Annotated in this window: 21 protein-coding genes; 8 read left to right on the top strand and 13 right to left on the bottom strand. The window is 45.0% G+C overall.

Annotation, left to right across the window (positions count from 1 at the left end; all coding sequences use genetic code 11):
• Positions 1–103: 103 nt before the first annotated feature.
• The 3 genes from DYADSP32_RS23765 to DYADSP32_RS23755 form a co-directional block, all read right to left on the bottom strand.
• On the bottom strand, positions 104–592 hold the full coding sequence (locus tag DYADSP32_RS23765) for a redoxin domain-containing protein (protein WP_149240432.1): 489 nt from the start codon (positions 590–592) through the stop codon (positions 104–106).
• Between the two features lie 99 nt (positions 593–691).
• On the bottom strand, positions 692–1549 hold the full coding sequence (locus DYADSP32_RS23760; RefSeq protein WP_149240433.1) for a prephenate dehydrogenase: 858 nt from the start codon (positions 1547–1549) through the stop codon (positions 692–694).
• Positions 1550–1644: 95 nt separating this feature from the next.
• Positions 1645–2814 (bottom strand): aminotransferase class I/II-fold pyridoxal phosphate-dependent enzyme, encoded by a 1170-nt coding sequence (locus DYADSP32_RS23755; protein WP_149240434.1) that lies wholly within the window; start codon positions 2812–2814, stop codon positions 1645–1647.
• Between the two features lie 226 nt (positions 2815–3040).
• Between DYADSP32_RS23755 and modA the strand changes: the two genes are divergently transcribed.
• Positions 3041–3793, top strand: coding sequence for a molybdate ABC transporter substrate-binding protein (modA, locus tag DYADSP32_RS23750; RefSeq protein ID WP_149240435.1), 753 nt, complete (start codon positions 3041–3043; stop codon positions 3791–3793).
• A 210-nt stretch (positions 3794–4003) separates the two neighbouring features.
• On the opposite strand, the gene DYADSP32_RS23745 is transcribed toward modA, so the two are convergent.
• A complete protein-coding gene (locus tag DYADSP32_RS23745; RefSeq protein ID WP_149240058.1) occupies positions 4004–4918 on the bottom strand; it encodes an IS3 family transposase in 915 nt (304 codons plus the stop codon).
• A gap of 11 nt (positions 4919–4929) precedes the next feature.
• Positions 4930–5322, bottom strand: a complete 393-nt coding sequence (locus DYADSP32_RS23740) for a transposase (RefSeq protein ID WP_149239641.1) — start codon at positions 5320–5322, stop codon at positions 4930–4932.
• An 87-nt stretch (positions 5323–5409) separates the two neighbouring features.
• Between DYADSP32_RS23740 and modB the strand changes: the two genes are divergently transcribed.
• The 3 genes from modB to DYADSP32_RS23725 all read left to right on the top strand — a co-directional run bounded on the left by modB (position 5410) and on the right by DYADSP32_RS23725 (position 7692).
• Complete coding sequence (gene modB, locus DYADSP32_RS23735; protein WP_149240436.1) at positions 5410–6084, top strand: molybdate ABC transporter permease subunit; 675 nt, start codon at positions 5410–5412, stop codon at positions 6082–6084.
• Positions 6065–6955 carry a sulfate/molybdate ABC transporter ATP-binding protein gene (locus tag DYADSP32_RS23730; protein ID WP_414618005.1) on the top strand — a complete coding sequence of 297 codons (891 nt, stop codon included), beginning with the start codon at positions 6065–6067 and terminating at the stop codon, positions 6953–6955. Before modB ends, DYADSP32_RS23730 begins: the two co-directional genes overlap by 20 nt.
• A gap of 62 nt (positions 6956–7017) precedes the next feature.
• Complete coding sequence (locus DYADSP32_RS23725) at positions 7018–7692, top strand: SGNH/GDSL hydrolase family protein (protein ID WP_149240437.1); 675 nt, start codon at positions 7018–7020, stop codon at positions 7690–7692.
• 218 nt (positions 7693–7910) lie between these two features.
• Here DYADSP32_RS23725 and DYADSP32_RS23720 read toward each other — a convergent pair whose 3' ends face one another.
• From DYADSP32_RS23720 to DYADSP32_RS23690, 7 genes are all read right to left on the bottom strand, one after another.
• The gene (locus DYADSP32_RS23720; protein WP_149240438.1) at positions 7911–8807 is read right to left on the bottom strand and encodes a sugar phosphate nucleotidyltransferase; all 897 of its coding nucleotides are present in this window, start codon (positions 8805–8807) and stop codon (positions 7911–7913) included.
• Positions 8808–8974: 167 nt separating this feature from the next.
• Positions 8975–9301, bottom strand: coding sequence for a HesB/IscA family protein (locus DYADSP32_RS23715; protein ID WP_149240439.1), 327 nt, complete (start codon positions 9299–9301; stop codon positions 8975–8977).
• Positions 9302–9403: 102 nt separating this feature from the next.
• Positions 9404–10342: a homoserine kinase gene (locus DYADSP32_RS23710; RefSeq protein WP_149240440.1), complete on the bottom strand. Its 939-nt coding sequence runs from the start codon at positions 10340–10342 to the stop codon at positions 9404–9406.
• A gap of 145 nt (positions 10343–10487) precedes the next feature.
• The gene (locus tag DYADSP32_RS23705) at positions 10488–10721 is read right to left on the bottom strand and encodes a HEPN domain-containing protein (RefSeq protein WP_149240441.1); all 234 of its coding nucleotides are present in this window, start codon (positions 10719–10721) and stop codon (positions 10488–10490) included.
• The gene (locus tag DYADSP32_RS23700; RefSeq protein ID WP_149240442.1) at positions 10718–11056 is read right to left on the bottom strand and encodes a nucleotidyltransferase domain-containing protein; all 339 of its coding nucleotides are present in this window, start codon (positions 11054–11056) and stop codon (positions 10718–10720) included. The genes DYADSP32_RS23705 and DYADSP32_RS23700 overlap by 4 nt, the downstream gene beginning before the upstream one ends.
• Positions 11057–11093: 37 nt before the next feature.
• Positions 11094–13550 (bottom strand): bifunctional aspartate kinase/homoserine dehydrogenase I, encoded by a 2457-nt coding sequence (thrA, locus tag DYADSP32_RS23695; RefSeq protein WP_149240443.1) that lies wholly within the window; start codon positions 13548–13550, stop codon positions 11094–11096.
• Positions 13551–13716: 166 nt separating this feature from the next.
• Entirely contained in the window at positions 13717–14481 is a 765-nt protein-coding gene (locus DYADSP32_RS23690; RefSeq protein WP_149240444.1) for a hypothetical protein, read from the bottom strand.
• A gap of 223 nt (positions 14482–14704) precedes the next feature.
• On the opposite strand from DYADSP32_RS23690, the gene DYADSP32_RS23685 reads away from it, so the two are divergent.
• The gene (locus tag DYADSP32_RS23685; RefSeq protein WP_149240445.1) at positions 14705–14959 is read left to right on the top strand and encodes a hypothetical protein; all 255 of its coding nucleotides are present in this window, start codon (positions 14705–14707) and stop codon (positions 14957–14959) included.
• Between the two features lie 8 nt (positions 14960–14967).
• On the opposite strand, the gene DYADSP32_RS23680 is transcribed toward DYADSP32_RS23685, so the two are convergent.
• Complete coding sequence (locus DYADSP32_RS23680; RefSeq protein ID WP_149240446.1) at positions 14968–17934, bottom strand: FAD-binding and (Fe-S)-binding domain-containing protein; 2967 nt, start codon at positions 17932–17934, stop codon at positions 14968–14970.
• A 165-nt stretch (positions 17935–18099) separates the two neighbouring features.
• Between DYADSP32_RS23680 and DYADSP32_RS23675 the strand changes: the two genes are divergently transcribed.
• The 3 genes from DYADSP32_RS23675 (at position 18100) to DYADSP32_RS23665 (ending at position 22251) form a co-directional block, all read left to right on the top strand.
• Complete coding sequence (locus tag DYADSP32_RS23675) at positions 18100–19557, top strand: hypothetical protein (RefSeq protein ID WP_149240447.1); 1458 nt, start codon at positions 18100–18102, stop codon at positions 19555–19557.
• A gap of 303 nt (positions 19558–19860) precedes the next feature.
• On the top strand, positions 19861–20748 hold the full coding sequence (locus DYADSP32_RS23670; RefSeq protein WP_149240448.1) for a MerR family transcriptional regulator: 888 nt from the start codon (positions 19861–19863) through the stop codon (positions 20746–20748).
• A 9-nt stretch (positions 20749–20757) separates the two neighbouring features.
• A complete protein-coding gene (locus tag DYADSP32_RS23665) occupies positions 20758–22251 on the top strand; it encodes a phytoene desaturase family protein (RefSeq protein ID WP_414618004.1) in 1494 nt (497 codons plus the stop codon).

The following is a 22251-nucleotide window of genomic DNA, read 5'->3' as shown; positions in this document are numbered from 1 at the left end:
TTCCCTGAATGTATTATTCGGAATCAAAGTAAAGAAGCCGTTTTAACTTTGCTCCGCTTTTAAAAAGTCAGCTTCCGAATTTCAGCGTCCCAAGTAAGGACACCTATAGCGTCTTCATCGCATTGAAGATGTCAATATGAGGCTGCTCGCCCTCGAAGGATTTAACCAGCTTGCCCGTTTTATCATAAAGTGCTATAAACGGATACTGCATGACGTTGTAATATTTTTGCACAAGCCGCGTAGAGCCCTCAGTACCTATTTTAATATTGGGATATGCCGACAAATTGAACTTTGATACAAATGGCCTTATCATTTCCATAGACTGGGGAGTGACCATCACCACCTGCTTCTTCCCTACCACGCTATAATTTTTCAGCATGTCTTTGGTAAAATCCTGGCAATGTTCGCAATCGGGAGAAAAGTAGATCAAAATTACGGGCCCCTGCGCGAGTTTGTCTGCACTGAAAGCGCTGCCAGTATTCAGCGTAATTTTGAACGGCGCTATTTTCTTCAAACTTCCGGCATTCTGTGCGAACGTGTTTCCTGAGAGCAGGATTGCAATACAAACTGGAAGGATCAGCTTACGGATCATTTGTTTTCTTATTTAGCGGTTGATTTTTAATTTCTGGAACCCTAACGCATTCCATTCATATTTCATTGCTTCAAGGCTGTGGCATTAGACTTCCAGTGCTTATTTTTTTTCAATCCCGTTCAGAATACGCCCGATGTCATTGGCACGGTTCATAAACTGAAAACTGGTCGCCAGGTCGTTGGTATCAATGGCATCCTTAAATTTTTTCAGAAGCTCAATGTAATCACCAAGCGCTTTGGACACATTCACTTTATTCTGATCAAATATCGGTGCCCACATCTGAGGCGAACTTTTTGCGAGGCGCACTGTGGAAGAAAACCCGGTACTTGCCATATCAAAAATAGCCCTTTCATCACGCTCCTTGTCCAACACGGTGAGTCCCAGCGCAAACGAGCTAATGTGGCTAAGGTGTGAAACATAGGCCAGATGCAGATCGTGCTCAACAGGAGTCATATAGTGAATGGTCATCCCCACGTCACGAAGAAAGGTTTCCACCAATCCCAGGGAGTCGGGCTGGCTTTTTTCACGATCACAAATGATCACGTTTTTGCCAGTAAGAAGCTCTTTGAAAGCTGCACCAGGCCCAGAGTTTTCGGTTCCGGCCATGGGATGGACAGCTACGTATTGCCCACGTTTGTGATGCATATGAACCAATCCGCAAATAAGCTCCTTCGTAGAGCCCAGATCCATCACGGTTCGCCCTGCGGGTATATTGTCCAGAATGTAAGGGAGTAACTTGGTAACGACATCCACAGGTGTAGCCAGAACATTGAGCTCCGACACCTGAAGGGCTTCATCCAGCTCCATTATTTCATCAACAATTCCTTTGGCAAGCGCTATTTTTTGGTTCACCACCGACGTATCCACCCCCACAAATTTAATATGCGGATATTTTTCACGAAGGCTCAAGGCGAATGACCCACCCAGCAAACCCACACCAATTATACTGATTACCATTTTTATGTTAGCTTTTAGCTATTGGCTTTTAGCCGTTAGCTACTTTATTAACCCTATAATCTAAGATTTCAACGCTAAGAATTCTCAATTGTCCACTATCCCTTTTCAATTCCCTTAATCCGCTCCACAGCCTCCCATACCCTCTCTTTGGGCATACAAAGAGACAAGCGAATGTAACGCTGGCCCTTGGGACCAAATATAAAACCAGGTGCTATGAAGACGTGCTTTTCTACCAATAGCCTGTTCACAAGCTGCTCAGCAGACTCGACCGTATCGGGCAACTTCCCCCAAAGAAACATACCTTCCTGTGCAGGGTCCCAGGTACAACCAATGGTTTTCAAAAATGCCTCGGACGCTTCCAGACGCCCCTGATATACTGCATTCCTGTCTTTGTGCCACTGCTCGGGATTCTTTAAGGCGGCCACCGCAGCTTCCTGCAGCCCCCAGAACATTCCTGAATCTACATTGCTCTTGATCGTCAGTACCGCATCAATATAAGGCTTGGCCGCAGCCAGCCAACCCAATCGCCAACCCGCCATATTATGCGATTTACTCATGGAATTCAGCTCAACAGCCACGTTTTTTGCACCCTCCACCGACAGCAGACTGATTGGCTTCTTTTTGTTCAAAACCAGGCTGTAAGGATTATCATGACAAAGTAATATCTTGTGCTTTTGGGCAAAATCTACGGCCTTTTCAAACAACTCCCTCGTAGCTGGTGCTCCGGTAGGCATGTGCGGATAATTGAGCCACATGATTTTGGTACGGGGTGTAACCAGGGACTCCATCACGTCCCAGTTGGGCTGCCAGCCCGATTCTTCCCGCAGAGGGTACTCCTTCACCACGGCACCCACCATTTGACTTACAGCGCGATACGCCGGATAGCCAAGTTCAGGCACCAGAACCTCGTCGCCAGGATCGAGAAACGTCAGTGAGATATGCGTTATTCCCTCTTTGGAGCCGATTAAAGGCAAAATCTCCGAAGACGGATTTAATGCTACGTCATAAATTCTTTTATAAAAATCTGCAATGGCTTCCCTGAAACGAACCGTTCCCACATAAGGCTGGTATCCATGTGCGTGTGGTTTCCCTGCCGCTTCCGACAGCGCAGTTAGCGTTTCCTCAGAAGGCATCATATCCGGATTGCCGATTCCCAGATTAATCACATCATGCCCTTCGGCAACCAGCTTCCTTACTTCGGCCAATTTTACAGAAAAATAGTATTCCGAGGTCTGCCTGGTTCGTTGGGCGGTTTCAATTATCATTATTTCAAATCAATTAAAGATCGTTAGCCTATGTTGACCGTATACTCAATCAACCATTGCCGGCTCATTTCCCGGATGAATATCTCAGGGAAACGGCGCGCAATTTACGACAATTACCACCATCGAAGCAAAGTTTAATAGGTTGTATAGTCCCGGCAAATGTCATATTCCCATGATTCCGATACTTTGGTAATGCGCTTTGGGCTTATTCCTTTAAATTAGCGACATGAAGTACATCCTGCTCTTTCCTTTTCTCCTATTCGCACTGGCCAGCTGCAACAAGCCTTCGGACAAGATCATTGTGGCCACTGCGGCCAATGTGCAGTACGTCATGGCCGACCTTAAGGCCGAATTTGAAAAGGAAACGGGAAAGGAAATTGTCCTGGTGGTCAGCTCATCGGGTAAACTTACCTCTCAGATCCGAGAAGGTGCGCCATTTGATGTATTCGTATCCGCCGACACCAAATACCCCCGGGAAATTTTCAGTAAAGGGGGTGGCTCGGAACCACCACGTGTCTACGCCCTGGGCAGCCTGGTTTTATGGTCGATGTTGATTCCACCAATTGAATTAAAGCCCGAATATTTACAAACCGTAAATGTCAGAAAGGTTGCGATTCCAAACCCGAAACTGGCACCTTATGGTGCAGCCGCTATGCAGGTTTTGGATAAATTAAATTTGAGAAAGCAAGTGGAACCCAAACTCGTTTTTGGAGAAAGTATTTCTCAGACCGCCCAGTACATCACCACCGGCTCTACCGAAGCGGGATTCTGTGCCCTCTCCATTGTGCGCTCCCGGGAAATGAAGGGTAAAGGGAACTGGGTGCTTATCGATTCCTCACTATACACGCCTATCGAGCAAGCCGCAATATTATTAAAGCACAGCGACGATTCTCCAAAAAAAGAGACCAGTAAAAAGTTTTATGATTTTTTGTATTCTCAAAAAGCAAAAGCCATTCTTAGAAAATATGGTTATAAATAATCCCAAAGTGCATAAATAAGGATCGCCGGAACGCTGGATCGCCGGATGATCCGCCGGATGATCGCCGGATGATCGCCGGATGATCGCCGGATCGCCGCTAACCAACACCACGTAAAACGAAGTCCATAAAAGCAAAAATTCTTAATTCTTAATTCTTAATTTGTGATTGCCTAGTATAGGTTGCCTTCAGTTTAAAATTATGAATAAAGTTTAAAATTGAATTATACATTGATCTGGATTGTGATTTTTAGATTCTGATGCAGTCCAGATTTTGAGTTTAGGCCTTTCAGAGTCTTTACGTTCTTTGATTTTTTGTTCAAACGCGATCGGTGTAGCACCGTCTAGGGCTGAATGCGGTTTTTGGTTGTTATAAGTCTCAACAGCTCGTTTAACTTCTGTTTTTAGCATTTGAAAGCTTGTAATATTCCAATGAATCAGATACTGATTTTTGATGGTTCCGTTGACCCGTTCTATATGCGCGTTTTCATAGACAATGTTGCACATGCTGATACGAATTTTGTGCTCTTTCAGTAGATCAGTGTAGACGTCGCTGATGTATTGTCCCCCCCGATCCGAGTGGTGTATCAGTTTGTGCTCATAGCTGTGTAAACCCCTTATAGTCAGAGCCATTTTCAGAGCGGCGACATTGTTTGCAGCTCTCATGTTATCTGCAACAGAATAACCGACAATCAATCTGGAATACACATCCATGATTAAAACAATATAACAGTCTTTATTGTCGACTTTAAAGTACGTTAAATCGCTAGTCCACAGTTGATTAATATTATCAAGCTCTTTATCTACCAGCAGGTTCTGGTAACGGCTGTATGGACTGGAAAAGGTTGTTCGGGTTTTGTTCCGAAACACTTTCACCCTGAATCCATAGTAAATGCCGATACTGATGAAAGCATCTCTGCCAATACCTTCGGGCTGACAAAGTTCATAGATAGTTCGAATACCCATAGCTGGGTGAATCTCGCGTACCTGCATGATCAGCCCTAATACCAGCTCTTCCTGGTTTTGCCAGTGAATCTCTCGCTGCAAGGACTTATAGTGCCCTTGCTTACTGATCTGGCAATGAGTATACAAGCCGCTCATCGAATACATGTGGTTACTTAAATTCATACGAAAGTGCTCTAAGGTCCAGGATTGAAACTTTTTTTTAGATCGACATCCAGTTCCTTAGAGGCGATCTCAATGAGCTTATCCTGATAATCGATAATCATTTGTTTTTGACCAATTGCACGTTCCAATTCAGCAATTTTACCCTGCAACTCAACAAGTTTAACAGCTTCGCTATCTTTTTGTACAACCATGATAGTTCCCTTTTTGTGATCAGGAGAATATTTATAAATCCATTTGTATACGGTATTCTGGCTTACTGACCACAATTTAGAAAAAGACAGAATGCTGATCTCACCAGCCGAAATTTGCGCTACCTTTTCGCGTTTGAACTCTTCACTAAACACACGATATGGACGAATATTCAGTTTTGTACTTTTTTTAGTTTTTAATTTCGAATTGCTCATGTTAAAATTACCGTTTAAGGGCAACCTATGTTAGGCAATCACAATTCTTAATTCTTAATTCTTAATTCTTAATTCTTAATTCAAAAAATGGATTGGCAACCGCTCCTGCTTACATTTAAACTGGCCACGATAACCTCCCTAATCCTTTTGGTAATCGCACTACCGATGGCTTACTGGCTGGCTTTTGGCAAGTTTAAGGCTCGGGGGGTTTTTGAAGCCATTATTGGTATGCCGCTGGTACTTCCTCCATCGGTAATCGGTTTTTATTTGTTATTGGCTTTCAGCCCCTCTCACTGGTTCGGAGCATGGATAGAGTCTGTGCTTGGACTGCGTCTTGTATTCTCATTTCCAGGCCTCGTTATCGCTTCCATCATATACAGTTTGCCATTTATGATTTACCCTATTCGTGCGGGGCTTCAGTCTCTGCCGGCTTCACTGCGTGAAGCTGCTTACGTTTTGGGAAAAAGCCGGTGGGAAACTTTTTTCAAAATACTCCTCCCCAATTGCAAGTCAGCCCTGCTGACGGCCTTCGTGCTGACCTTTGCCCATACGGTTGGTGAATTTGGCGTTGTATTAATGATTGGCGGAAATATCCCCGGTGTGACCAAGGTTGCTTCTGTTGCTATCTACAACGAAGTGGAAGCCCTGAACTATCCCGCGGCGAATCAGTATGCGCTTGTCCTTTTTGTAGTAACATTCGCCATATTACTTATTGTATATTCCATCAACAACCGACTTCTCCGTGTCCGATATCCTTCTTGACATACACATACGGCACCAGTTAAAAACCGCCAATGGCATGGTGCCCATGGAGATTGACCTATGTGTTTCCGAGGGAGAAGCGCTTGCTATCACCGGAGACTCGGGGGCAGGCAAAACCACACTGCTACGGCAAATCGCAGGACTGACCACGCCACAGAATGGACGTATACGTTGCAAAAAAACGATCTGGCTCGACACCGCATCAAAATTCAACCTGCCTGCTCAAAATCGTAAGGTTGGCTTTGTATTTCAGGATTATGCGTTGTTTCCCCATTTCACAGTGATGCAGAACCTGCAATTTGCGCTAGGCCCCAGAGAGGACAAATCGCGGATCGGGGAATTGCTGGAAGCCGTGGAACTTACCGAGCTGTCCGATAGAAAGCCATTTCAGCTTTCGGGAGGGCAAAAACAAAGGGTTGCACTGGCAAGAGCCCTTGTACAGCGGCCCGAACTGCTTTTGCTCGATGAGCCACTCTCGGCACTCGGCCCATCTATGAGAACCAAATTACAGGGGTATTTGTCCATGCTTCGCCATCAGTTTGGTTTTACCATGTTGATTGTCACCCACGATCCGGGAGAAATTTTTGGCTTGGCTCAGCAAATGATTGTCATGGAGGATGGAAAAATCATCAAACAAGGAACACCCGCCGGGGTATTTCTGACTCTTTCCAAATCTACCGATGATCTTCATCTTTACGGCACCGTTTTAAACGTAGCACCAAATGGATCATACCTGAAGGTTAGCGTCATCATCCAGCAATTCGTTCATACATTAGCCCTCCCACTTGAACTTGCAGAAAAAGCGATACCCGGCAGGCTGTTTTTGATCAGCCAGTCACTCGATGCCCCTGATATCAAATTCCTGGATTAGGTATCCGGGTAATTTTAGCCGGATCAGGTCTTTCATTCTAAAAAAACTAATTCTATCAACCTATGCGTGTCGTGTTACGATTTTTACAAATTTTTCTGATCACCATTCCGATGCTTGCCATGCGTCAGGATAAGCCTGTCCGTGTGATTTTCTTTGGCGATTCCATTACCCAGGCTGGTGTTGGCCCAACGGGCTATATCACCAAGGTCGGTGAAATGCTCAAAGCGTCAGGGAAAGACAGCCAGTACGAGCTGATTGGAGCCGGAATTGGTGGAAATAAAGTTTATGACCTCTATTTGAGGCTGGAAGACGATGTGCTCTCCAAAAAGCCGGACGTTGTTTTTATCTATGTGGGTATCAATGACGTGTGGCATAAGTCTTCATCAGGAACGGGAACAGACGCTGATAAATATGTCAAATTTTACGAGGCACTGATCAAAAAAATGAAAGCTCAGAATATTCGGGTGATCGTCTGCACACCCACCGTGATCGGAGAAAGGAACGATAATTCTAATGCTCAGGATGGTGATCTGAACCAGTATTCCAAGCTGATCAGAGAAATTTCATCCAGAAATAACGTGGAGTTGCTTGATCTCCGGAAAGCATTTGGCGACTATCTGGCCAAGAACAATCCGGAAAACAAAGAAAAAGGCATTCTAACCAGTGACCGCGTTCATTTGACGGAGGCTGGCAATAAGTTTTTGGCGGAAAAGATGCTCGAAGCCTTGGTGAAATAGTGCATGCCGAAAATCATGTATGAGTGTTCGTACAGACTGGGTCATCTAAAAAAACACGCCGCAAGGCGATTAATGCATGTCTGGCTGATTAATATTGAGTCAGACGGGCACTAAAAACCCTGGTAATATTTGAAGCTGTTTTGCTCAAAGATTACCAGGGTTCAATTTTTTATCCTGTCAAATCTTCAACCCGGATAAGCCGTCCCATCCTTTCCCCTCTACCAAAGTGTATCCGGGTATTCTCCGTTCGCATGCAAGGCTAGTAAGGATGCTTGTACGGTCGGCTTATCCTCGGGATAGGTAACCCCAAACCAGTCGGAAGAAACCCTGAATACCCTGCAATCTCCCAAACCCCTTTTAATGATATAGGTCATGACGGTCGGAATATAAAACTCTGCCTTGGGCGTATGTAAATTCACTCTGGCATATTCTTCAAACAAGTCCCTTGTTATCGGGAACATGGAAGGTTTAAAACCCCAGAAATTCATTGAAACAGGCGTTTCTGGTGCAAGTTCGGTACGCTCCTCGTTTTCTTCGAAGTAAATTTTACCGCCCTCTTCAAAAATTTTGGTGCGCTCTACTACCGATTCCAGATTATGATCCGCCCGCTCCACACATATCCCACGGGAAACGGTTCCATTTTCAGAAAGCGTACGCTTAAGCTCATACCCGATCATCGCATGCTGCTTGTCATTCGTATCTGAAGTTAGAAATTCCGCCATGGTCGAAAAAGCATCGTAGCCATAAAAATCGTCGGCGTTGATCACCGCAAACGGCGTGTCCGTTTGCTCCCAGGCACATAGCGTGGCGTGCCCCGTACCCCAGGGCTTTACGCGTTCAACGGATCCAAGATCCTGAGGGACATACGATTGCACACCCTGAATAGCGAAGTCATACTCGATTTTGCCTTTCAGCTTGGGCGCAAAAATTTGCTCAGCACTGTCTTTAATCTCCTGGCGAACGATAAAAACCACCTTGCCAAAACCGGCGCGAATGGCATCATATAACGAATAATCAATAATCGTTTCGCCATTGGGACCGAATTGATCCAATTGCTTAATGCCACCATAACGGCTTCCTATCCCGGCCGCCAAAATCAAAAGAGTTGGTTTCATTTAAAAAGATGATAAAAATGAATGCAGACTTTTCATTACTGCCTGTGCTGTAATTTTTGAAAACTTTAATCCGCCTTGGAGCAACAAAATAAATCCTTATTTGACCTAAAAAAAAACGTGGCGTGGAATTCACGTCACGTTTCCTCAATTATAATAATTTAACAGACCTATACAGCAAAGCTCTCACCGCAGCCACAGGTACGGGTGGCATTTGGATTGACAAACTGAAAACCCTTCCCGTTAAGGCCATCAGAAAATTCTAGAACAGTGCCTGCCAAATAAAGTATACTCTTTTTGTCAACAATGATCTTCACGCCTTTATCTTCAAAAACCATATCACTTGGACCCGTCTCTGAGTTGAACTCGAGATTATATGTCAATCCAGAACAACCTCCACCCAGCACGCCCACGCGAATCTGATAATCTTCTTCATGGCCATCAGCCTTGCGTAACTCTATGATTTTATTTTTAGCCGTATCGCTTACAGTAACCATAACTTTATATATTTTATGCTTCGACTTTTATAACATTTTTAACAAACAGGAAAGTTCAGGAAACTTACAACTCAGCTTACCGTATCACTTTCAAATTTCTTTCTAAGACCTTTCCAAAATAACCGGACCGCCTTGATTGATGCCTGAAATATGTTTGCTGGCTTCAATACCCGCATCCCTGAAAGTTCTCTGCATCACTTCACCTACGCGCCGGGCCGTTTCCTCACCACGGCTCAAGGCAAACATGGATGGCCCGGACCCTGAAATGCTACATCCCAAGGCCCCATTTTCAATAGCTGCCTGTTTCACTACATTAAATTCAGGAATAAGGATAGACCTCACCGGTTCAATAATCACATCCACCATCGAACGGCTGATCAGATCATAATCGGATTTCATCAAACCGGCAACCAGTCCTGCTACATTCCCCATCTGGGCTATGGTATTCTTCAGAGAAACTTCATTTCTGAGAATATACCGGGCGTCCTTGGTATTGATCTCAATATCAGGATGAACAAGTGTACAAAACAGATCCGCAGGGACGGGAATGGAAAAAATATCCAAAGGATTATAACTGCGTATCACCACGAAACCACCCAACAAAGACGGCCCCACATTATCGGCATGTGCAGAACCGGATGCAATACGTTCGCCTTCCATGGCAAAACGCAGGAGCTCCTGACGGGATAAGGGGCAATCCAGCAATTCGTTCATGGCCACAACACCTGCCACAGCACTGGCTGCACTGGAACCCATTCCACTGCCGAGCGGCATGTTTTTATGCAGCACCACCTCACATCCAAAATCAGAAAGTCCGAGGTGCTTAAGTAAATGCAGCATCACGACAGTGACCGCGTTCTTTTCCGCAGCCCGGGGTAGCCTGCCCTCATCTCCGGTAATATCCGTTATGATAATGCCTGGTTCATCCCTGCGCCGAACCTCTACTACATCACCAGGCTCCTCAATAGCAAAACCGAAAATATCAAATCCGCAGGCCACGTTGGCTACTGTAGCCGGGGCAAAAGCTTTTATATAATTCACTGTAACAAATTGTTATTCTTCAAATAGAGAACGGTTTCTTCAAAAAATCGACTGGCATGTTCGAGAGACTCTTTGGCATCTTCTCTAAAAACCTCATCGTAATCATAGTCGCTAAATTGGCGTTTCTCAAAAGTACTTTTAAGCATCACTCCAAACTCCTTTCTAAATAGTTCAATAAAAACAAACTCCCTGTGAACGTATTATGTGCTCCTTTGTGAGACTTAACAACAATACTTTTGAAGCCAGTTATGCAGTGAAACATACAATAATATGAATGATTGAAAGATCCATCATATCTTTCGTCCGAAAATAGCTCAGTAGAGTCTTCCAGACAATCTGATGCCTTAGCTACAATCTCGCTTGACGAAAAGACCTTCATAACAGTATGCCCTCTTCTTGAGCATTAATAACAAGCGAAGATCCATTTCGATCAAATTTCAATTTAGAAACTGGAATTGCCGATACGGATATATCATATTTCAGTGTAAGTTCAAAAGTGACATTTGATAAAAAACTAATTTCCTGATATGTCCTGATTTCATCATCGTTCAACACAACCAGATAGTCAATATCCGAATCCTCTCTTTGGTCACCTCGTGCGTAGGAGCCGAATAATATCACTTTGTACAATCTGTCTTTGTACAGATCTGTAATCTGACTTACAAATTCTTCGGTCAGTGCTGCAACCGAATCCGGCACTTGCCTGTTACTCATGATTTTGGCTGATTTTTAAGGCAAATTTACCAACAAATCAACCTAAATAGCTACTGATGCTCATGATATCGGCAAATACACCCGATGCGGTAACCTCTGCACCGGCTCCCGGCCCTTTTATAACCAATGGACGGTCCTTATAGCGTTCCGTGGTAAATGACACGATATTATCACTGCCCGACAAGGTATAAAAAGGGTGCAGGGCATTCACTGTCCGCAACTCCACTACGGCCTTTCCGTTTTCCAACGTGGCAATGTATCGTAACTTTTCTCCTTTCGCTTCCGCATCCTGCTGCATCCTGGCAAAATAATCATCAGAGATGATCAGCTCATTAAAAAATGCATCCACCGTGGGTGCTGACTGACAATTATCAGGCAAAAGCGGTGTAATTTTCACTTCAGATGCTTCAAGAGGAACACCCACTTCACGTGCAAGGATCAGTATTTTACGCGCTACATCGGCTCCGCTCAGATCATCCCTGGGATCTGGTTCGGTAAAACCTTTTGCTTTCGCCTCTTTTACCACATCAACAAAACGGATTCCGGGACCGAAGGAGTTAAAAATATAAGACAGAGTACCCGAAAGTATGGCTTCTATTTTGAGAAACTTATCACCACTGGACATTAATCCCTGGATGGTGTTGATGATCGGCAAGCCAGCACCCACATTGGTTTCGTAAAGAAATTTCACGCCGCGCTTTAAAGCAGTTCTTTGCAACGCAATATATTCAGCATAAGAGCCTGAGTTGGCGACCTTATTGGGCGTAACCACCGAAATACTTGCGTCCAGAAGCATGTTATAATACTGAACAATATCTTTATCCGAAGTACAATCCACAAAAACGCTGTTCGGAAGATTGAGCTCTATCATGCGCTGTACAAAGGCAGGCAGACTGGTTTTCACGCCTTCGTCATTCACTCTTTCCTTCCATGATTCAGAACTAATGCCATCAGCGTCAAGAAGCATTTTTTTGGTATTCGAAAGTCCGGCAATGTTCAGATTTAACAGCTTTTCCTCTCTCAGATAGGCTGTTTGATTTTTAATCTGCTCCAAAAGTGTGCCGCCAATGAGACCAACACCCACTATAAACAAATTCAGCGAACGGGTTTCCGATTGGAAAAACACCCCATGAATGGAGTTCAGTGCTTTGGAAAGGTCACTTTTGGAAATAACCACAGAAATATTAAGCTCAGAAGAGCCCTGCGCCGTAGCAACAATGTTGATACCATTTTTTCCCAGAACCGAAAACAGTTTACCGGAAACCCCGGTGCTCTTTTTCATACCCTCCCCTACTATGGCGATGATGGAGAGATTCTTTTCAATGGATATACCATCAATATGTCCCAGGGCAATTTCCTGCGAAAATTCCTTTTCCAGTACGGTGCTCGCTTTAATCGCATTTTTGGGATCAATGGAGAAGCAGATGGAGTGTTCGGAAGAAGCCTGAGATATGAGAATAACACTGATGTCATTGTTGGATAGAGCGGTAAAAAGCCGGCCGGAGATTCCTGCAACCCCTATCATGCCACTTCCCTGAATATTCACCAGCGCAATCTCATCAATGGACGAGATTCCGGTAATTGCGTAGTCCTTTTTATCGGCCGCTTTCTGAACGTATGTACCTTCAAAATCAGTATTAAAGGTATTAAGCACCTTTAAAGTGATATTTTTTGCAAATGCAGGCTGAAGGCTCGGGGGATAGATCACCTTGGCTCCAAAATGCGACAGCTCCATTGCCTCCGCATAAGAAATAGACGGAATTGTAAAGGCGTTGGTCACTTTGCGGGGGTCGGCGGTCATCATACCGTCAACATCGGTCCATATCTCTATGACCTCTGCATCCAGAGCGGCTCCGATGATAGAAGCAGTATAGTCAGAGCCCCCTCTTCCAAGCGTTGTCGTTATTCCTTCCTTCGTGGAAGCTATAAAACCCGTTACACATTGAAGAGATGAAGTTTTTGCAAAATACTCAAGGATCTGCTGATTGGTAATATCAAAGTCAACATCACCCATTCCGTAGGTTGCGTTGGTGTGGATGATCTGGCGGGCATCACAAAATTCCGCCAAAATGCCTTTGCTTTTGAGAATCTCCGCAATGACCAGGGTCGATAACCTTTCACCAAAAGACATAATCAGATCGAGGGTGCGCTCAGACAACTCCCTGATCCAGGAAACCCCCCTGAGAATATCGCTCAATTCATTAAAAAGCCCCCTGACTGCTGCAAAAGTGCTGCTTTGGTTTTTGACATGGATCATTCCACGGACAACCGCGAAATGCCTCTCCTCAACCACTTTCAAAAACTCAATGTAATCGTTATTTCCAGAGGCAGCCATTTTCCCGATTTCAATGAGCCTGTTTGTGACGCCACCCATAGCTGAAAAAACAACCGCAATACGCTCGCCATTGGCCAGATTACTTTCAATGATACCGATTACCTGTTTGATACTGTCAACGGTACCAACGGATGTGCCGCCAAATTTGAGAACCTTCATTAACGAAAATGATACGAAATTAACTAATACTTAACCCTCACAGAACCAACCGCTCTGATTTGAAGGTGCAAATATAGTGATTAGCGCACCGCATATTTCATTCGACCGATTAAAAGCGTCCCGGATTCCTGCATTGCTTCTGCGGATGACATATTTCAGGTATAAATCAAAAAGCAATACCAAGCCCCGCGCCAATGTTTACGACGCCTATGAATCGTTTTTCATTAATTTGGTCTGAAAACTCATAAGATCCTGATTTGGCCTTGATAGCCAGATCCTTCACTTCGGCCTTGGCACCTATGACGTCACCGCTTAGTTGAAAGTAAAGAGCCCGTACCAAAGGGAATCGCAGGCTTACTCCTGCACCAAAAGCGTAAGGTTTTACCGTAGCGTGATTCAGGCTCACGGTAACGGGCTGGCCGCCTTCCACAATAACGCCTTCAGAGTTAATCTCCTGCCCATTCAACAGCACGGAAGGGGTACTAGCCTGAATCATACCTCCCTGAAGATGTGCCTCAATCTGAACCCTGTTCATGTTCAGATAAATTGCAGGACCAATCAGCGCGGCGGCAAGTTTCCATTGCGAAACATCGCTTTGCCAGGTGTAACTTCTGTTCAATGCCTGAACGTACGTGTTGGCTTTCTCCACGATAGGATCCGAGTTGGTGGTATTTACGTTCAAACTACCGGTGAGGCGAATACCGGCCCATCTGAAAATACGGAAGTCGTAATTGGCCTGCCCAAAGTAACCCGAACCGGCCAATCCGGCCAAAGGGTCATTTAATTTCTCTCTGGCCATCTCCCCCACCGGTAAACTGTATCCCCCTGTTACGGAAAAGAAACTTCGCGTATCGAGTTGTGCAAAGGAGCTTTGGGCACAGCCTAACAGAAAAATAAAGGGGACAGCCACTTTAAACACAAGAGATCTCATATCGGACAAACTTGAATTAATGCAAAAATACATATGCAAATATTTGGGAGTGAATTTACCAAGTTTAACAGCAAACACATCGCATTTATTATAATTAAACTATTAAACGGCTGGTTTTGGGGAAAAATTCTCAACACAATTCTGCCTAAAACCATGCCAAACGGTTGACACCCCTGCTGGCATAAAAATGGTAAGGTAAATACTACAACAACCTATCATTACCATGGACCGTAAAGAAACTGAAGACGAAACTAAAGCTACCAAAAACACCAAGCACGTTTGGAAATGGATTCTGGGTGTGGGCATCGTTCTGATGCTTATAGCATTCTGGGGAGGATTTTTCAATCACGAGGAAAACTTCAGCGAAGCTGGAACTCCCTCCGCCAGTGTTGCAGACACGGCCTCTACGACTGCCTCCGATACTACACAGGAGCTCCATTCCGACACCATTAACAAAAGCGTACGGGGAACTGAATAATCAAAAGATTATTCCGACAACGCCTCCCATAATATTTCAATTGGGTGTTGTGCTTTTCTTCCAGTGCCATCCTTAATCTGATGACGACAGCTGGTACCGGCTGCGGCTATGATGACCTCATCCGGCTGCTGCCGCACGGTAGGGAAAAGCACGAGCTCCCCTATTTGCATAGACACCTCATAGTGTTCTGATTCATAGCCAAATGAGCCCGCCATACCGCAGCATCCTGATGGGATAAGTTGAACAGCGTAATTTTCCGGCAGGGATAACATTCTTTTGGGTGCCACCATGGAGGATAGCGCCTTCTGATGGCAATGTCCATGAAGTTTAATCAGGCGCTTCTCTTTTGTAAAAGCCTGTTTGTCAATTCTCTTTTCCTCTATTTCTCTTGCCATGAATTCCTCAAACAGGAGTGCATGCGCACTAATTGCCTTTGCCGATTCTTGTAATTCGTTCGGCACAAGGTCAATATATTCATCCCGAAATGACAAGATCGCAGAAGGTTCAATCCCGATAAGCGGCGACTCCCTAGTAATGATATCCTTTAATAAGCTTACATTCTCAACAGCAAGCCGCTGCGCTTCTTTCACGAAACCCTTGGACAAATAAGATCTCCCGGACTCTTTATGCTCAGGAATAATAACCTCATAACCCAATCTTTCTAAAAGCATCACTGCTTTTTTACCTATTTCAACATCATTGTAATTGGTAAACTCATCACAGAAAAGATAGACTCGTTTCCCACTACGTGCAGGACTTTGATTTTGTGTCGTACTGCCCCTTTTTTTGTACCACTGATAAAGCGTGATAGGTGCTAAATGCGGCATGGTGCGGTCCGGATGAAAACCTACGGTTTTATTGGCAATTTTTCGCAATGCGGGTGTTCCAAAAACGGAATTAAATGCCCAGGGTGCTATGGATGCCAGTTTCATTTGCCTGGAAAAACTGGCTATCAATCTGCTTCTTAATGGAATTCCATGATTTTGGTAGTATTGCTGGGTAAATTCGGCCTTCATCTTTCCGACATCAACACTTGAAGGACATTCCGATTTACAGCCTTTGCAGGATAGGCAGAGATCAAGCACCTCCTTCACCATGTCGGGGGAAGTCCTGTCTTCCGAGCCTCCAGAGTCAGGAGTCAGGTATCTTCTCAATATATTCGCTCTGGCGCGGGTTGTATCCCGCTCACTTCGGGTAGCCATGTAACTAGGGCACATGGTGCCTCCGGTAAGCTCAGTCTTCCGGCAATCACCGGAACCACTACACTTTTCGGCCATCCGAAGCATCCCTTCACTCGCATAAAAATCGAAAATTGTCGAAATCTGCAGCTTAGGTTGGTCCTGCTCATACCTCAGAAATTCATTCATCGGCGGCGTATCAACGATCTTGTTGGCATTAAAAATTCCCTTGGGATCCCAGATGCGCTTCACCTGGCGAAACAGCTCATAAACCTCCTCTCCCATCATAAAAGGAATGAACTCGCCACGTAGCCGTCCATCTCCATGTTCCCCGGAAAGGGCACCATTGTATTTTTTTACCAAAATGGCCGTGTCGGCCAGTACTTGTCTGAATTTCGTTTTACCGTCTGCTGTTTTCAGGTTGATCATGGGTTCCACGTGCAGTTCCCCCGCCCCGGCATGCGCATAATACGATGCATTGAGGCCATGTGAAGCCAATAGTTGCTGCAAATCATTAATGTAATCCGGCAGATCCTCAACGGCTACGGCGCAATCTTCAATCAGGTTCACAGGCTGGGTATCTCCCGGCAAATTTCTGATGAGACCTAGGCCGGCCTTCCGGATATCCCAGGCTTTGTTGGCCTCAGCACCAAATAAAAGAGGATAGGCATACCCGAGCATTTCTGATTGCAAGTCGGCAATCAGTGCTCCAGCGAGTACTTCAACATCTTCATCTGAGCTACCCCAAAATTCTACCATCAACAAAGCAGCCGGATCTCCTTCCATAAAGAACCGGTTTTGCGAATACACGGTATGGTTTTTCGTAAAATCCATGATGTACTTATCCACCAGCTCAGAAGCTTTTGGGGAATGTTTCATCGCTACCCGGTTGGCATGAAGTGCCTCTGCCAGGGAGTTGGTATGCACACAAACAACGCCTACCGATGCCGGAGGAAGATCTACCAGCGCTATCTTCGCCTCCGTTACAAAACACAGGGTACCTTCTGAACCTGCGATCAGGTTACAGAGGTTAATGTGATTTTTGGAAAAATTATCGGCTAGCGCATCAAGCGCATACCCGGAGTTTCTTCGGGTCACGGTCGGCTTCGCAAAATTCTTTTTGATCAATTCCTGATCCACAGGATTGGACAAAATACCCCACATGCCAGCCAGGATCGCCTGTTCCTTTTTATTTGCCGGGTCCCGGTTGCTGACCTTTTGTACATACGCATCGGTACTCTGCGAGCCAAACGTTGCTTCGGATCCGTCTGCAAGTAAAGCTTTCACTTCCAGCAAATGATCACGTGTGCTACCCCAAATAATCGAATGAAGGCCACAGGAGTTGTTCCCGATCATACCGCCGATCATGGCACGATTGGCCGTAGAAGTTTCCGGCCCAAACAACAGTCCAAATTGCGCCAGGTGTTTATTCAAATCGTCGCGGATCACACCCGGTTGCACACGAACCCACTTCTCTTGCACATTGACCTCGAGAATGCCTCCGAAATGTTTCGAAATATCAACCACAATCCCATTTCCAACCACCTGCCCTGCGAGAGATGTCCCTGCGGCGCGAGGAATCAGTGTAGTTTTAAAATCGTTAGCAAACCGGATAAGCCGCCTTATATCCTCAATATTTTTAGGCAACGCTACCGCCAGCGGCATTTCCTGATATACTGAAGCATCTGTTGCATAAATACTCCTTTGTGCAGAGTGTAACGTGGAATCATCGTAATAAAGCTCTCCTTCAAACTTGGATGAAAGCGAATTGAATTGGACTAGGGAAGCGCGGTTCATTGGGTTGCAGCAAAATGGAACAGCTAATTTAGATAAGATTGTCAGAATAATATCAGCCCTGGGACTTCAAATTGCAGATTTTGCATAAGCCGACGCGCGATTCGTATATTGGCACAGTTTTAGCATTACCTGGTTGAGATTAAATATTTCGGCAAAAAGTTCATTATGAGAAAGACCATTACCATTATACTCGCTTTCGCTAGCCTGCTTTCAGTTGCTCAGACACCGACCAGCGTTACGCTGACCACGCCAAAAAATGACGCCATTACAGCAACCCTTGTTTTGGAGGATGTCCGGTATCACCCCAACCTGGGCATTGGCCTGGCCGAAACCAGCATGGAGCCTCTCGCCGTTGTGAACTTTAAGGAGACACTTAGTGAGAAGATTGCGGTTACCCTTCATGAGCCCAAAATGATGCGGTTGCGCTATTCGGGCAGCGGAGTTAATAAGACATTGATGCTCTTCATACAGCCAGGAGATAATCTAACCGCTAATTTCCCCGGGAACGGTGAAGTCATATTTGGAGGAAAAAATGCAGCCTATCAGGATTTTTTGAAAAAATATTTTCTGGAAAATCAGTATCAATATCTCCCTGCGTTTGGTTATAAACCTTCACAAATAGATAACAAAAGCGTATTGCAGCAAAGCGACAGTCTGCAAAAATTACGCATCTCCGGGTTTGATTCTTTCAAAACAAACACCAATGTCAACCCCGCATTTGAAGCGTATGTGGTGGCTACCACCGCAACGGAGCCCTCCCTGATCCGTCAAATGCTGCAGGAAAAAGTGATGCGCCGTAACCGAGCGACCAAACTTGACCCCACTCAGCGGAGGGAAATTGAAGATTTCACCCTATCCGACTTCAAAATCCTGTCTGATGACGCCTTGCTCAGCCAGTCGTACCGGGATGAACTCCGGCACTGGGCACTGATACCAAGCACGCGCAAATTTCCGGTAAAGGAAGAAAATCGGTATGAAATCAGTCCGGAAGCATTGAAGGATGTGTATGCTTTTAGTAAGGAAAAATTACAGAATTTCCCCAGGCAAAAAGAATATCTGCTCACCTATTGGCTCAACTACGCCGCAACGGCCATTCCGACGATTGAAACCGCAAAAGCGCTTTTGAGCGATTACCAGTCACTCTATCCAAAATCTGCAAACACGGAATACATTTCCAAACTTTTGGCAACCAAAGAAACGCTGTCACAGGGTGCATCGCTTCCAGACATTACGTTACTTGATAAGGACAGCTCAGCTGTAAGTACAGATCAACTGACAGGTAAGCCTGTGGCTATGGTGTTTGCCTTCAGTGTAGGCCAGCACGAGCCAGGCCTGAAAGCAATGGAGGGGAAATACAGCGACAGGGTAACATTTGCATACATTTCTGTTGCCTCCGGAATACCTTTTGGTACCTGGAAAAAATATGCTATCAACCGGCCGGGAGTGAAACACCTGTGGGCGTCCGAAGAAAATATTGAATTGCTCAAAGCCAAATATGCCATCGATATTCGCTATCCGTTTCTGGTAGTGAACCGGCAGGGGAAAATCGTCAATCGGTGGATCCCGCAGGAATTTCCCGGCAACAATATGCTGGAAAGCACGATTAAGCAAGCGATAAACTAGTGTCCTGTTAAACCCGGTTGACTTAGCCCAGGCGTTGCACATTGCCGGGCTCTATTATTTTCTCGAAAAATAACTACGGCTCAACCAATGGAGTACGAAATGACCCACGGTAGTCGCCATCTGCCACAGGGCCCTCACGGCCCTACCCGGTTACGAAGTCTGATTTCTTCGATTTGATGAGGTTTGTTGGCCCGTTTTGTAACCCTAATACACAAGAATAGGTTGACTTTACCAAGAAAATTTTTAAGCAGAAATACTTTAATTTACATTTTGTTTAACTATTTTTGGTAAAAGTTAAACAAAATGTCCACCTATACCATTAAGGATCTGGAAAGACTAAGCAGCCAGAAAGCGCATACGATAAGAATGTGGGAACAACGTTATGCCTTGCTTTCTCCGGAGAGGACTGATACCAACATTCGATACTACAATGATGAACAGCTGAAAAAACTTTTAAACGTTTGCATGCTTATTGATCGGGGAATGAAGATTTCTCACATCAGCAAGTTATCCAAGCTGGAAATGGCCAATGAAATTGAAAAGATCATTGCCGGAACCTACCAGATTGATACGCAAATTGAAAGCATGGTCAACCAGGCGTTGATTGCGATCGCCACTTACGATGAAGTACTATTTAATGAAGTTTTTTCAGGAGCCATTGGCGTACTGGGCTTGAAAAACACCTATATAAAGGTCATTTACCCATTACTGGTCAGAACCGGATTGATGTGGACCAATGATACCATGCTTCCGGCGCAGGAGCATTTTCTGTCCAATCTGATCCGACAGAAACTTTTTTCCGCTATCAATTCGATTCAGCCGTCTGTAAGTCCGGATCAAACCTGGATCCTTTTTCTGAACGAACAGGAAGACCACGAGATTGGCTTACTATTTGCTAATTATCTTTTAAGGCAGCATGGCAAAAAGGTAATCTATCTCGGGGCGCGTGTTCCATACAGCAATTTATTCAATGTCGTGCAGAATTGCCGGCCAACACACATCTATACATTTTTCGTCCGGAATCAGTTGAATCAGGAATGGGAGGAGCTGGTCGACAAGCTTTTGTCTGAGTTTGAAAGTGTGAAGACCTGCGTTTCCGGGGGTGATGAGAAGCTGATAGCAGCATTGAGTAAAAAAAATATACATCAGATCACGACGGTAGAGGGGCTGATAGACATTATGAAATCCTGAAAAATGCAAATGAAAAAAGTACAGAACAAGGCTCCTAAGGTTGCAGTTATAGGCTCCGGTTTTGCTGGCATGGCCGCTTCTGCTATTCTTGCAAAGCATGGTAGCCATGTGACTGTATATGAAAAAAATGAGGATATCGGAGGCAGAGCAAGAACTTTCAGCCACGATGGGTTTCTTTTTGATATGGGACCGAGCTGGTTCTGGATGCCTGATGTGTATGAAAGCTTTTACAATTTATTTGATCATACAACCCGCGATTTCTATGAATTAAAAAAGCTGGATCCCGGCTTTGCCGTTATTTTCGAAAAGGGGGAAGTGATGGATATCCCATCCGACTTTGAAGAAATCTGTGTGCTATTCGAAAACATTGAAGCAGGGGCTGCGGCTAAGCTCAAAAAATTCATTGCTGAGGGAGAATTTAAATACAGAATAGGAATGGGAGATATGGTCTACAAGCCTGGCCACTCCATTTCGGAATTTTTCAGCCTCAAACTCTTGCAGGATGCCTTAAAACTTCAGGTTTTCACATCTTTCAGCAAGCATGTCCGAAAATTTTTCAAAGATCCCCGATTACTTGCCATCATCGAGTTCCCGGTGTTATTCCTGGGGGCCATGCCTAAAGATACCCCGGCACTGTACAGTCTGATGAATTTTTCCGGACTCAAGCAGGGCACATTTTACCCCATGGGCGGGTTTGGCGTGGTAGCCCAGTCTTTCCGAAAAATTGCAGAAGACAACGGTGTAACCTTTGAGACATCACAACCTGTTGACGCCTTAAGTATGGCATCGCATTCGATCAGCCATGTGCATTGTAAGGATGGTACCCGGGAAGTGGATGCGGTCATTGGTGCGGCAGATTATGCACACATCGAAAACGACCTTTTGGCTGAAAATTTCCGGTCCTACCCCAAGTCGTACTGGGAAAGCCGAACCTTTGCTCCGTCCTGCCTGCTATTTTATTTGGGTGTTGGAAAAAAAATAGATAAATTACGTCATCACAACCTATTCTTTGACGAAGATTTTGCGGAGCATGCTGTTGAGATTTACAAAGACAAAAAATGGCCCACTCATCCGCTGTTTTATGTCTGCTGCCCATCAAAAACGGACCCGCTGGTTGCACCGCTAGATTCCGAAAATCTTTTTGTGCTGATGCCCATTGCCATCGGACTGGAGGATACGGAACTGATTCGAGAGAAATACTACGATCTCCTGATGAACCGCCTGGAAAAATTTGCTGGTGAGGACATACGGAGCCATGTGGTATTTAAGAAGAGCTACGCAACCAATAATTTCATTCAGGATTACAACGCGTACAAAGGCAACGCCTATGGCCTGGCGAACACGTTGATGCAAACAGCCATATTCAAGCCTAAACTCAAGAGTAAAAAGGTTGATAACCTATTCTACGCCGGACAACTTACTGTTCCCGGGCCCGGCGTACCACCATCCATTATTTCAGGACGCATAGCAGCAAACGAACTTCTCAAATTCCTAAACAAGTAA

It is taken from the genome of Dyadobacter sp. 32, from assembly GCF_902506755.1.
Lineage (GTDB): Bacteria > Bacteroidota > Bacteroidia > Cytophagales > Spirosomataceae > Dyadobacter.
Note: the sequence above shows the minus strand (reverse complement) of the source record. Positions and strands in the feature narration are given on the sequence as shown.